We start from the raw sequence: 13,819 nt of genomic DNA, 5'->3' as shown, positions 1-13,819 counted from the left end.
TTATGAGAAAAAAAGTTTTATATATTGTATTCAGTTTATTCCTGATCAGCAAAAGCTTTGCGCAGGTAGCAGAGATTGCAAGTCCGGATGGACAACTGAAGCTTCATGTTTTTTCAGAAGAGGGAAAAGCATCATATAATGTTATCCTTCAGGGAAAAGCAATGCTTGAAAAATCCCCGCTGGGTTTGGTAACCAATGAGTCCGACTTTTCAAAGAATCTGAAATTTTTGGACAGCAAAAAAGATATCATTTCTAAAAAATATACGAACGAAAAAATCAAAAAATCTGAGGTTCATTATAATGCGAATACTTTAACCGTTAATTTCATAAATACAGATCAGCATCAAATAAGCATTGAATTTCAGGTGAGCAACAACAATATTGCTTTCCGTTATAATATTCCACCAATGAAAGAACGGCTGAGTGTTGTGGTACAGTCAGAAAATACAGGGTACAGATTTCCGTCACAGACTACTACTTTTCTTTCACCTATGATGAAGCCGATGACGGGATTTGCCCGTACAGCGCCAAGTTATGAAAGTGGTTATAAAGCTGATGCTGAGCTGGGAATACCATCCGATTATGGATACGTTTTCCCGGGTCTGTTCCATATCGGAAATGAAGGCTGGGTATTACTTTCTGAGACAGGAGTGAACAGTACATATTGTGCCTCACACCTTGAAACCACAGCAGAAAAAAGCCTTTACAAAGTAGCATATCCGAGCATTGCTGAAAATAACGGTTTCGGAAGTACCGGAGCAGCCGTTTCTCTTCCCGGAAAGACACCGTGGAGAACAATTACAGTGGGGAATTCTTTAAAACCTGTTGTGGAGACCACAATTCCTTTTGATGTGGTAGATCCGATGTATGAGCCTTCACAGGAGTATCAGTTCGGAAAATCTACCTGGAGCTGGATTCTGTGGCAGGATAACAGTATGAATTATGATGATCAGGTGAAATTTATAGACCTTGCTGCTGCACTGAAATATCAGTTTATTCTTATGGATGCGCTTTGGGATAAAAACATAGGAAAAGACCGCATGAAAGAGCTTATTCAATATGCAAAATCTAAAAATGTCGGGGTATTACTCTGGTATAATTCCAACGGTGCTGCGAATGATGCACCGATGGGACCTAGAAATAAAATGAGCTCATCCATTGAACGGAAAAAAGAAATGAAATGGCTGAAAGAAGCAGGCGTAAAAGGACTGAAAGTGGATTTCTTCGGAGGAGACAAACAGGAAACCATGCGTCTTTACGAAGATATTCTGTCAGATGCCAATGATTTTGGACTAACCATTATTTTCCATGGAGCTACTTTACCGAGAGGCTGGGAAGTAATGTACCCGAATTATGCAGGAAGCGAAGCCGTTCTTGCCTCAGAAATGCTTTATTTCTCAGAAGATGTACGGAAACAGGAAGCTTTTTTTGCCACACTTCATCCTTTCATCAGAAATACAGTGGGAAGCATGGAGTTTGGCGGAACTTTCCTCAACAAATATTTAACAAAATCCAACAGGGATAAAAATAAAAGGCATACCACAGATGGCTTTCAGCTGGCTACAGCAGTCCTGTTTCAGAATCCCGTTCAGATGTTTGGCATCATGCCGAATAATCTGACCGATGCTCCGGAATTTCAGCTCAGCTTTATGAAAGAAGTTCCGACACTTTGGGATGAAACAGTCTTCATAGACGGCTATCCCGGGAAGTATGCCGTGGTTGCGAGAAGACATGCGGATCAATGGTATGTGGCTGGTGTAAATGCTGAGAAGCAATCCCAAAAACTGAAAATAAAGCTTCCGATGTTTGCAGGGAAAACAGTTAGATTCATTAATGATGATGCGCAGGGAAATTCATCAGAAAAAGAAGTAAAAGTGAATGCAAAAGGTGATTTTACGATTGAAATTCAGCCGAACGGAGGATTTGTACTAAGAAATTAAAGATTGATAACGAAAAACAGGAAAAATGCGCTTCAAAAACATATATATCTTTATCATTTCGGGATTTTTGGTTTCCTGCACTTCCCCCCGGAGTCTGGAAAAGCAGTCATCCAAAGATCAGTGGCTCACTACCTGGGCAACGGCTCCCCAATTGGTAGAACCCAAGAATCTTCCACCGGAACCGGGGCTTTCGGGGAACACCCTGCGTCAGATTGTGCGTGTATCTGTGGGTGGGAAAAAATTACGGTTACGTTTTTCCAACAAGTATTCCATGGATAGTCTGGCGGTAAAAGCGGTTTCCATTGCTGTGCCGTCCGATAGCAGCAATGTGGATGCAGCTACCATCAGATCATTAACGTTTGAGAAGAAAAACAGTTTTAAAATTGCTCCCGGATCTGATATTTATTCTGATGAAGTAAACTTTAACCTGAAGCCTAATTCGTTACTGGCTATTACAATTTCCTATACAAAAGTAACCCAATCTGTCACCGGACATCCGGGGTCAAGAACAACCTCTTTTATTGTTAAAGGTGGGCAGGCCAATGCTGCAGTATTTAAAAATCCTGTAAAAACAGATCATTGGTATTCGCTTTTTAACATCGATGTAAAGACCGGTGAACCTTCGTATGCGGCGGCTATTATGGGGAATTCCATTACCGATGGAAGAGGATCGGGAACCAACAGACAGAATCGCTGGCCGGATATTTTTTCTCAGCGGTTATTGGCTAATCCTTCTACCAGGAATATAAGTGTCCTTAATTTCGGAATTGGTGGGAATTGTGTAGTGCGTGGCGGTTTGGGTCCTACAGCACTCGACCGTTTTGATTATAACATCCTCAATCAGCAGGGCGTAAAATGGCTTATTATTCTGGAAGGAGTGAATGATCTGGGAGGAACAAGAGATCCTGAAGACGCCTCCAAAAGAACAGAAGAACTGATTGCCGCTTACCAGGTGATGATTGATAAGGCACATGCTAAAGGGATCAAAGTGTACGGAGCAACAATTCTTCCTTTTGGAAAGTCATTCTACGACAAACCTTTCCGTATCGAGGCCTGGAAAAAAGTAAACGAATGGATAAGAAACAGCGGGAAGTTTGATGCCGTCATCGATTTTGCAAAACAAATGCAAAGTGAAAATCCGGAAGTCATCTTAAACGATATGCACGATCATGATTTTCTTCATCCCAATGAGGCCGGCTACAGGAGAATGGGAGAATTTGTGGATCTGAACTTATTTAAAAATTAAAATCAAAAAGATATAGTATGAATTTTACAAAAAACATTTCGCTGTTTCTTACGTTGTTGTTTATATTTTTTGTAAAAGCAACCGAACCATTTATTTCTTTTGCTAAGACAGAAAATTCGATGGTATTGAAAGAGCGTAATTCAGGTTTGATGCTTTTTTCAGATAGTGATTCAGATAAAGGAATTCTGCGGGCCGTTGCGAATCTTCAATCTGATTTTCAAAAAGTAACCGGTGTCCAGCCAAATCTGGTTTCCCAAAACCCTGGAGTAAACGGAATGATCATCATTATTGGTGAAGCAGGTAAAAGCAAGACCATTGATAATTTAATTCGTCAAAAAAAGCTGGATGGAAAAGCATTAACAGGGAAAAGAGAAAAATATATCATTCAGAATGTCAGTGATTCTTTTCCGGGCGTTTCTGAAGCCATTGTGATTGCAGGAAGTGATAAAAGGGGAACGATTTACGGAATTTATGAAATGTCTCAGCAGATAGGTGTTTCACCATGGTATTATTGGGCAGATGTTCCGGTTGAGAAAAAAGATAATGTATACTTTAAAAAAGGAATCTATACCGATGGTGAGCCTGCTGTAGAGTATCGCGGTATTTTCCTTAACGATGAAGAACCTTCACTCGGGGGCTGGGCCAGAGCAACATTTGGCGGAGTAAACAGTAAATTTTATGAGAAAGTTTTTGAGCTGATCCTGCGTCTTAAGGGAAACTATATCTGGCCGGCAATGTGGGGAAAGGCATTCTATGACGATGATCCTCTGAGTGGGCCGTTAGCCAATGAAATGGGTATTGTCATGGGAACTTCTCACCATGAACCTATGGCTTTGGCACAAACTGACTGGCATAGGTATATCAAAAAAAATAACCTCCCGAATGTCTGGGATTATGCTAAAAATGCAGAAGTTTTACAAAAATTCTGGAAATCCGGACTCGAAAGAAGCAAAAACTGGGAAAAACTTGTTACAGTAGGGATGAGGGGTGATGGTGACGAAGCAATGGGAGAAGGAACTAATATTTCTCTGCTGGAGAAAATTGTAAAAGATCAGCGTAAAATCATTGCTGATGTTACAGGAAAAAAGGCTGAGAAAACACCCCAGGTCTGGGCATTGTATAAAGAAGTTCAGGACTATTATGATAAAGGAATGAGGGTTCCGGATGATGTGATCCTGCTGTTCTGTGATGATAACTGGGGAAATGTAAGAAAGCTCCCTGATCTTTCGAAACCTTTGCATAAAGGAGGCTATGGAATCTATTACCACTTCGATTATGTCGGCGGCCCGAGAAACTCAAAATGGATCAACATAAGCCCCATCCAGAGAGTATGGGAACAGATGAATCTTTCTTATGAACACAAAGTAGATAAGCTTTGGGTCGTGAATGTGGGAGATTTAAAACCGATGGAGTTTCCGATCAGTTTTTTCCTGGAAATGGCCTGGAATCCAAAGCAGTTTAATGCTAAAAATCTTTTTGAATATACTGAGAAATGGACCGCTCAGCAGTTTGGTGAAAAACATGCCGGGGAAATTGCCCGGATGATTAACCTATATTCCAAATACAACAGAAGAGTAACGCCTGAAACCCTTGACAGCAAAACGTACAGCCTTGAAAATTATCATGAATTTGAAACGGTTTTAAATGATTACAGAGCATTGGCCGTAGAAGCTTTACGGTTAAAAGAACAGATTCCTACCGATTATCAGGATGCGTATTATCAGTTGGTTTTGTACCCGATTGATGCATGCAGTAATTTATACGAAATGTACTATGCGGTGGCAAAAAACAGGGAACTGGCAGCGAAAAAAGATCCTGAAGCCAATTTCTATGCGGATAAAGTGAAGGCATGTTTTGAAAGAAACGCTTATCTGGATAATCAATACAATAATGTGATTGCCGGTGGAAAATGGAAGCATATGATGGACCAGATGAGAATAGGATATAAAAGCTGGGCAGACGGAAAAGAAAATATAATGCCTGAAGTGACCTATATTTCTGAAGCCGAGGTTCCCAAAGAAAAAATATTTCAGGAGAAAAACGGCTATGTTTCCATTGAAGCAGAAAATTTTGCAAGAATGAGCAATTCTGACCGAATCCATTGGGAAGTGATTCCTGATTTTGGAATAACAAAGTCGGGAGTGACAACGTTTCCGCAGAATGCCTATCCAAAAGCCGATGAAAATATCTGGCTGGAATATGATATCAATTTTGAATCAAAAGGGGAGTTTGAAGTCCAGTTATTATTAGCTCCGACTTTAAATTTTAATCATAATAAAGGATTGCGTTATGAGGTTTCCTTTGACACCGAGACTCCGCAAATTGTCAACTTCAACGGCCATTACAAAGGAGAATTGGGAAGATGGCAGTCTGAACATATTATTAAATCTATTACAAAGCATTCGGTTCAGCAGGCTGGAAAGCACACGTTACGTTTCAGAGTGCTGGAACCCGGCATTGTCCTTGAAAAACTCCTGATCAACACCGGAGGATTAAAACCCTCTTACCTGGGCGCTCCCGAAAGCGAAATGCTTTACTGAGTGGCCCAATACTCATCACAAACAACACTTTAATTATGAAACATTAATCTTAATTCACATTCCAATCTGAAATACAGTTCCCTCACAGAGAATGAAGAGAAAGAACAGCGAATGATTTTGTAAGCAACTTTATTTAACAGATCGCTGCCTGATATCATTCAGGGTATTTTCCTGACGGTTTTTGAAAATGAACCGTCTTGATGGGGAATCTATTGCCCTTACATTAATTGTCTTCAATCAAAATCACGACTATCTAAAACTAAACCATTATGAAAAAAATTTTAAAACTTCTCAGCATTCATTCTATATGTTTGCTTTTCAGCTGTCTGTTGCATGGGCAGCTTACTACGGTAAAAATTGATAAGAATACTGTTTATCAGAAAATAAGAGGATTCGGGGGATTTGTCTGCAGTCCCCAGTTTGCCTATAACCATATGTCTACCTCAGAAATTCAGACGCTTTGGGGCGCTTCCAGTGAAGGTGGATATAATATTATGAGATTATATATTCCCGAAAATAGCAGCAACTGGAGTTCTGTATTAGCTACAGCACAGCTCGCCAAATCTATGGGGCTTACCATTTTTGCTTCGCCCTGGACCATGCCCGCAGCCTGGAAAACCAATAACCATGTGAATGCAGTGTATACTGATGCGAACGGAGTACAGCAGATCGGATATTTAAAGCCGGAAAACTATCAGGATTATGCCCTTTATCTTAACAGCTTTGTTACCTATCTCCAGAACAATGGAGTAGATCTTGATTATATCTCCATTCAAAATGAACCGGATGAAATGGCACAGTATCAGGGATGCATCTGGACCCCTGCACAGATTACTAATTTTATCAAAAATTACGGACAGCTTATCAACTGTAAAGTGATTGCCCCGGAAAGTGTGGGATTTACGGATAATTTTGCCAGTGCTTTGCTGGATCCTACAGCAATGGCTAATTTTGAAGTGTATGGCGGGCATCAATATGGGCTTATGCAGTCTACTTACAAACAATTTCAGAATTATAACAAAGAAATCTGGCAGACAGAATATCTGATCAACTGGAACTCATCATCTACCCAGCCGGCAAGAGATTTCAGCTGGAATACCGATGCATTTACCTTTGCCAGCAGCGTCAACAATGCTTTATTGGGTAATATCAATGCATGGATCCATTACTCTGCCAAACGCTATTATGGCTTAATGGGTGACGGAACTTACGGAACTCCCGCAGGTGTAATGACCAAAAGAGGCTATATTCTTTCACATTATGCCAAGTACACAACAGGAAAAACGAGAATAGAAGCTAAATGGGATGACAAAACCGGAGTTTTACAAGGCTCTTCTTATATTTCCCAGGATGGAAATCAGGTTGTTCTTATGGTCATCAATCCTTCTCAGAACACGTATAGCTTGAAGGTTGACTTGCCTTTTTACACAACTTCAGGAACAAAAGTATTGACCAATACACAATCCAATATGGTTACCACACCTATTTCTTTGAGTACAGCAACATTCCGGCCTACTGCTGATATCAGCCCTTCCAGTGTCATGACATTTGTTTTTAATAAAAGCGGCGACAGACCTGCTTCTCTGATGACAGGCGGAGATATTCATTATAATAAAATCGAAACACAAACTACTACCAGTACAGCTTTTGGGACAGGATTCAATATCAGCAATACAACGGTGACGTTCTCTAATCCAAGCCCTCTTATCAGTAATAATATGACTGCGGCTAACGGATATCTTCAGCTTAATGACCGGTACAATAAACTGATCCTGCATGTAAACAGCTATACAACAGCGGGACAAAGCTATTCAGACAATACGACTTTATATTACATCAACAGTCAGGGCGTAACGAAATCATATAATTACGGCAAGATTAATTTTCCGCAGGGAGGAAACTTCGATATCACCTTAGATATTTCAAGACAGGTGCTTACAGACGGGTGCAAAGGAATTTTAGGATTGAGAAATTCCAATTACAGCTCTGTACTGACCCTTAATCTGGGAGATGTTTATTTCAATGTAGGTAATGAAATTGCTTCAAAATTCGGAGGTACCTATTCCGCAAGCGACAGCTATCTGATGGATGCACTGGAAAATGGCTACTACACTTCTGTAGACTTCAGAAATGCAGCAGGAGTTACTTCCTCCAATAACTGGCAGCCTATGAGTGCTAACTCTAACAGCATTTATTATGTGAATTCAAACGTAAGTTCATCTGCCAATAATGTGATTTCAGGTACAGCTTGTTCAAATCTTGTCCTTTCCGGTCAGGGTATGGATTTTCAGGTGCCGTTTAACTTCACAGCCAATACAGCTTCTTACAGCCGTATATTTAATGGTTACGATGTGTTGATCCTTCCATTCCAGGCTAATATACCTTCCGGAGTTACCGCTTATCTGATGTCTCCGAATGCCAGTAATATCAGTTGTACCGCAATTTCAAACGGGATCATTCCTGCAAATACTCCGGTAATCATCAATGCTACAGGAAATATTACTTTCAGCGGTACAGGAAATGTTTCCACACCCAAAGCAATCACTGTGAATCAGATGAACGGAGTTTACCAGGGCATCAAAGTTCCGGCGAATGCTTATGTGCTGAAAACAGAAAACGGAGTAACAGGCTTCTATAAAATAACTGCCGGAAGTGAACCTGCAATAGGATCTTTCAAAGCATATCTTACAGAAGAAAACGCCTATTCAGCTAATGTTCTTCCTTTAAATTTCGGATCGTTAAGTGCCAGAAACATTTCTGCTGAAGCTAAAAAAGAAGGGATAAAAATATATCCTAACCCGGTAAAAGCAGACCTTTTCATTGATTCTGATTTGTCAGAAGCAACTGCCATCATTTTTGATGCTAGAGGAAGCGTTATCAGAACCGGGTTGAAAATAAATTCAGGGAAAAACCAAATTAATGTGGGGAATTTCCCGGCTGGTATTTACTTTATTGAGGTTACTCAAAAAAATAATACAGTCGTAAAACAAAAATTTATCAAAGAGTAAATTGAGTCCAAAGCCATCATGAGCACTGCTTATGGTGGCTTTATTTCCACAATCTGGTAGATGAAAACCAAAAGTAAGTAGGATTTATTCTTAATTTAAGTGTATTATTTACATTTATTTAAAATAGAACGTTATATTTGTTTTTCATTGCATTGTTGTTTAATGATACTGGCAATTTGTATAAAATAAGAATGAAAACATAATTATCCGTGAAAATCTGTAAAATCAGTGGGTTGAAATGATTAATCACAAAATCAACAACCATTTTTCGGACTTTGCTAACCCCATTCTTATAAAGAAATATGCGCAGTCATCTGTGAAAATCCGTGAAATCTGTGGTTAGAAAATCATTAATTACAGCATCCACAAAGTCTTAGGACTTTATTGAAACCATATACCTATGAAAAGAATTGTAATAATCCTATGTGCAACCCTTGCAGCACCTTTATTTTTTGCCCAGAGCCATTATAAATACCCATTCAGAAACCCGGATCTTCCGGTTAATGAAAGAATAGAGAACCTTCTTTCTTTATTGACCACAGAAGAAAAGATAGGAATGATGATGGATAATTCCCAGGCAGTTCCCCGTCTGGAAATTCCTGCCTACGGATGGTGGAATGAAGCACTTCACGGAGTGGCAAGAGCAGGAACAGCCACAGTTTTTCCTCAGGCAATCGGGATGGCAGCCACATGGGATGTTCCGGAGCATTTGAAAACTTTTGAAATGATCTCTGATGAAGCACGGGCAAAATACAACAGATCTTTTGATGAAGCCCAAAAAACAGGGCGGTACGAAGGACTTACCTTCTGGACACCCAATATCAATATTTTCCGTGACCCAAGATGGGGAAGAGGCCAGGAAACCTATGGTGAAGACCCTTATCTTACCTCTATTCTCGGCGTTGCTGCAGTAAAAGGTCTGCAGGGAAACGACCCGAAATATTTTAAAACCCACGCTTGTGCCAAACATTTTGCAGTACACAGCGGACCGGAATGGAACCGCCACTCCTACAATGCAGAAATTTCAAAAAGAGATCTGTATGAGACCTATCTGCCGGCTTTTAAAGCATTGGTTCAGGAAGGGAATGTAAGAGAAGTAATGTGTGCTTACAATGCTTTTGACGGGCAGCCATGTTGTGCAAACAATACTTTACTTACTGAAATCCTCCGTGGAAAATGGAAGTATGACGGAATGGTAGTCTCAGACTGCTGGGCACTGGCCGATTTCTTTCAGAAAAAATACCACGGCACCCATCCTGACGAAAAAACAACCGCAGCAGATGCCCTGAAACATTCCACGGATCTGGAATGCGGAGATACCTATAACAATCTGAATAAATCTCTGGCAAGCGGACTGATTACCGAAAAAGATATCGATGCGTCGATGCGCAGAATCCTTAAAGGCTGGTTTAAACTGGGAATGCTTGATCCGAAATCTTCCGTTCACTGGAATACCATTCCGTATTCTGTAGTCGATTCTGAAGAACATAAAAAGCAGGCACTGAAAATGGCACAAAAGTCAATTGTGCTGATGAAAAACGAAAAGAATATTCTGCCTCTCAGCAGAAATATTAAAAAAATTGCCGTTGTAGGACCAAACGCTGATGACGGATTGATGCAGTTAGGAAACTATAATGGAACCCCTTCTTCCATTGTAACGATTTTAGAAGGAATCAAAACCAAATTCCCGAATGCTGAAATTATCTACGAAAAAGGAAGCGAAGTCACAGATCCTTCTTCCAGAACGTCATTATACCAGAATTTTATCAGTCAGAAAAACGGTGCGAAAGGAATGAAAGTAGCGTTTTTCAATAATAATGAATTCAAAGGGCAGCCGGCCAATACTTCCGTAAATTCTACTGCCATCAGCTACAACAGCTTTGGAGGAACCCGGCTTGCACCCAATGTAGGAAGAGAAAATACCTCAGCCATCATTTCAGGGATTTTCAAAAGTACCTACACAGGAGAGGTCGTGTTTTCTGCTTCCACTTCCGATATCTATACCCTTTTTGTGGACGGAAAAGAAATCGCAACAAGAAAAGGACCTGATGCAAGACATCCTTCAGAGTTTCCTGTAAAAATGGAAAAAGGAAAAGAATACCAGATAGAACTGCGTCATACACAAAAAGGAAAATATGTAAGCATCAGCTTTGAAGTCTACAGAAAAGACCCTGTTAATTTTGCTTCGGTGAGGGAAAAGGTGAAAAGTGCAGACGTCATTGTCTTTGCAGGCGGACTTTCTCCAAGTCTGGAAGGTGAAGAGATGATGGTAAATGCAGAAGGCTTCAGAGGAGGTGACAAAACTTCGATTGCCCTTCCTAAAGTGCAACGGGAACTGTTAGCGGAGCTTAGAAAAACCGGAAAACCTGTTGTTTTTGTTCTTTGTACCGGAAGTGCTCTGGGATTGGAACAGGATGAGAAAAATTATGATGCCCTGTTGAATGCCTGGTATGGCGGACAATCAGGAGGAACGGCCGTAGCAGATGTTTTGGCAGGGGATTATAACCCTTCAGGAAAATTACCCATTACCTTTTACAAAAACCTTGAGCAGCTGGATAACGCTCTTTCAAAGACAAGCAAACACGAAGGATTTGAGAATTATGATATGCAGGGAAGAACCTACCGTTATATGACGGAAAAACCTCTTTATCCGTTCGGGCATGGCCTGAGCTATTCAAAATTTGTTTATGGAGATTCAAAACTCAGCAAAAATACTATCAATACCAACGAAAATGTGACGATCACAATTCCGGTAACCAATGTTTCAGAAAGGGATGGCGAAGAAGTCGCTCAGGTCTATATCAAAAGAAATAATGATACCCAGGCACCGGTAAAAACGTTAAGGGCTTTTGAGAGGACTTTAATCAGATCTAAAGAAACAAAAAATATTCAGCTGACCCTCTCCAAAGATTCATTTGCCTTCTATGATGAAAAAGCAGATGATCTGGTTTCAAAACCCGGCGATTATACCATTTTTTATGGCGGAACTTCTGATGATGCCGTGTTGAAAAGCATTCCATTAACAGTAAAATAAAAATTGATTCAAGACAAATTGAGACATGCTTTAGTTTTCAAAATAACGATCTATGACAACCAAAAATAAAATATTTTCCATCGCGATTTCCCTCAGTGCTGCTTTTTTTTCGGCTCAGAATAATACGGTCCGTACCTTTAACCTGGATCTGAAAGAAACCTCTACACCTATTAAAATACAGCCCACCATGTACGGGATTTTTTTTGAAGACATCAATTTTGCAGCAGATGGCGGATTGTATGCTGAACTGATTAAAAACCGCAGTTTTGAATTTGACGAACCATTTACAGGATGGAAACAGCCCAACACAAAAACACTTTCTCCTAACCTGGATTCCGGGTTTCTGACCATTTATTCTGACCCTGCCAAAACCAATAAAAATTACGCAAGAATTACCGTTCTGAACGATAAAAATTATATTCTTGAGAATGAAGGATTCAGGGGAATAGGCCTTCATCAGGGAGAACAATATGATTTCAGTTTTGATCTCGAGAATGTTTCAGGAAATATTGCTGCGGTAAATGCAAGTCTTGTTGATGAAAATGGGAAGGAAATTTCTTCAGTTTCCACACTTATAAAAAGAAACGGATGGCAGAAGTATACAGCAGTTTTCAAAGCACCGAAAACTGTAGAAAAAGCAAAACTGCGAATTACATTTACCGGAAACGGCATTGTGAATATGGATATGATCTCACTTTTCCCACAAGACACCTGGAAAGGCAGAAAAGGAGGTTTGCGAAAAGACCTAGTTCAGAAATTATATGATCTGCAGCCCGGATTTTTGAGATTTCCGGGAGGTTGTATCGTAGAAGGAAGAACCTTGGCAGAACGCTATCAGTGGAAAAAAACAATAGGAAATATAGCAGACCGTGAATACCTTATCAATAAATGGAGTACAGGATTTCCGCACAGGCTTACACCGGATTACGGACAGTCTTTCGGGCTGGGATTTTATGAATATTTCCAGCTTTCCGAAGACCTGGGTGCAGAACCTGTTCCTATTCTGAGCTGCGGAATGGCATGCCAGTTCAATACCGCAGAACTGGTGAAAATGGAAGACCTTGATCCCTACGTTCAGGATGCCCTGGACCTGATTGAATTTGCCAACGGAGATTCCGGCACAAAATGGGGTAAAATCCGTGCTGAAATGGGGCATCCAAAGCCTTTTAATTTAAAATTTATCGGAGTGGGAAATGAACAGTGGGGAGCGGATTATATTGAACGCTATAAAGTTTTTGAAAAAGCAATTCATACAAAATATCCTGACATAAAGATCATTTCCGGAAGCGGACCGTCACCTGACGGCGAGTTCTTTGAATATGGCTGGAAAGAACTGAAGCAGCTTAATGCACAGATTGTTGATGAACACTATTACAACTCTCCCGAATGGTTTATGAAAAATGCAGGCAGATACGATCAGTATGACCGTTCCGGGCCAAAAGTTTTTGCCGGGGAATATGCAGCCCAGTCTGTAGGAGTGGTAAAGCCTGATAATAAAAATAACTGGCTGACGGCCCTTTCAGAAGCCGCTTTTATGACCGGTCTTGAAAGAAATGCAGATGTGGTTTATATGACTTCCTACGCACCGCTTTTTGCCCATGCTGACGGCTGGCAGTGGACGCCCGATCTCATCTGGTTCAATAATCTGAAATCCTACGCGACCCCGAATTATTATGTTCAGAAATTATTTTCCAACAATAAAGGAACGGATGTACTGAAAATAGAAAGTAACGGAAAAGCCTTGTCCGGGCAGGAGAAGTTATATGCTACAGCTGTAAAAGATGCCAAAAATAATGAGATCATTATTAAAATGGTCAATACTGATACTCAGGCTAAAACGGTAAATATCAAACCAGAAACTCTGAAAATCGGTAAAAAAGTAACCAAAATTCTTCTGTCTGCCCCGCAGCTTTCCAGTGAAAATAACTTCGATGCTGAACCTGTGAAACCCAAAGAGGAGAATTCAGAAGCTAAAAAAGGTGAATTTTCAACAGAAATTCCGAGCAATTCTTTGGTTGTTTTAAAGGTGAAAACAATTTAAAAAACTGTTT

Annotated in this window: 6 protein-coding genes; all 6 read left to right on the top strand. The window is 40.3% G+C overall.

Going from position 1 to position 13,819, the window contains the following annotated elements; genetic code table 11:
- Positions 1-2 precede the first annotated feature (2 nt).
- The 6 genes from A1704_RS01715 (at position 3) to A1704_RS01690 (ending at position 13,809) form a co-directional block, all read left to right on the top strand.
- Positions 3-1,940: a glycoside hydrolase family 97 protein gene (locus A1704_RS01715; RefSeq protein ID WP_062669868.1), complete on the top strand. Its 1,938-nt coding sequence runs from the start codon at positions 3-5 to the stop codon at positions 1,938-1,940.
- A 25-nt stretch (positions 1,941-1,965) separates the two neighbouring features.
- Positions 1,966-3,186 (top strand): SGNH/GDSL hydrolase family protein, encoded by a 1,221-nt coding sequence (locus A1704_RS01710; RefSeq protein ID WP_062669866.1) that lies wholly within the window; start codon positions 1,966-1,968, stop codon positions 3,184-3,186.
- 17 nt (positions 3,187-3,203) lie between these two features.
- Positions 3,204-5,726 carry a glycosyl hydrolase 115 family protein gene (locus tag A1704_RS01705; RefSeq protein WP_062669864.1) on the top strand — a complete coding sequence of 841 codons (2,523 nt, stop codon included), beginning with the start codon at positions 3,204-3,206 and terminating at the stop codon, positions 5,724-5,726.
- Positions 5,727-5,995: 269 nt separating this feature from the next.
- On the top strand, positions 5,996-8,734 hold the full coding sequence (locus A1704_RS01700; RefSeq protein ID WP_062669862.1) for a T9SS type A sorting domain-containing protein: 2,739 nt from the start codon (positions 5,996-5,998) through the stop codon (positions 8,732-8,734).
- Positions 8,735-9,134: 400 nt separating this feature from the next.
- Positions 9,135-11,768 (top strand): beta-glucosidase, encoded by a 2,634-nt coding sequence (locus A1704_RS01695; RefSeq protein WP_082798680.1) that lies wholly within the window; start codon positions 9,135-9,137, stop codon positions 11,766-11,768.
- Between the two features lie 52 nt (positions 11,769-11,820).
- The gene (locus A1704_RS01690) at positions 11,821-13,809 is read left to right on the top strand and encodes an alpha-L-arabinofuranosidase C-terminal domain-containing protein (RefSeq protein WP_062669858.1); all 1,989 of its coding nucleotides are present in this window, start codon (positions 11,821-11,823) and stop codon (positions 13,807-13,809) included.
- Positions 13,810-13,819: the final 10 nt, after the last annotated feature.

It is taken from the genome of Chryseobacterium cucumeris (assembly GCF_001593385.1).
Lineage (GTDB): Bacteria > Bacteroidota > Bacteroidia > Flavobacteriales > Weeksellaceae > Chryseobacterium > Chryseobacterium cucumeris.
This window is presented reverse-complemented; position numbering and strand designations above follow the sequence as displayed.

Bases quoted from the DNA above. Each gene is read 5' to 3' on its own strand.
- A1704_RS01715 (WP_062669868.1), top strand. From the start codon at position 3: ATGAGAAAAAAAGTTTTATATATTGTATTCAGTTTATTCCTGATCAGC.
- A1704_RS01710 (WP_062669866.1), top strand. From the start codon at position 1,966: ATGCGCTTCAAAAACATATATATCTTTATCATTTCGGGATTTTTGGTT.
- A1704_RS01705 (WP_062669864.1), top strand. From the start codon at position 3,204: ATGAATTTTACAAAAAACATTTCGCTGTTTCTTACGTTGTTGTTTATA.
- A1704_RS01700 (WP_062669862.1), top strand. From the start codon at position 5,996: ATGAAAAAAATTTTAAAACTTCTCAGCATTCATTCTATATGTTTGCTT.
- A1704_RS01695 (WP_082798680.1), top strand. From the start codon at position 9,135: ATGAAAAGAATTGTAATAATCCTATGTGCAACCCTTGCAGCACCTTTA.
- A1704_RS01690 (WP_062669858.1), top strand. From the start codon at position 11,821: ATGACAACCAAAAATAAAATATTTTCCATCGCGATTTCCCTCAGTGCT.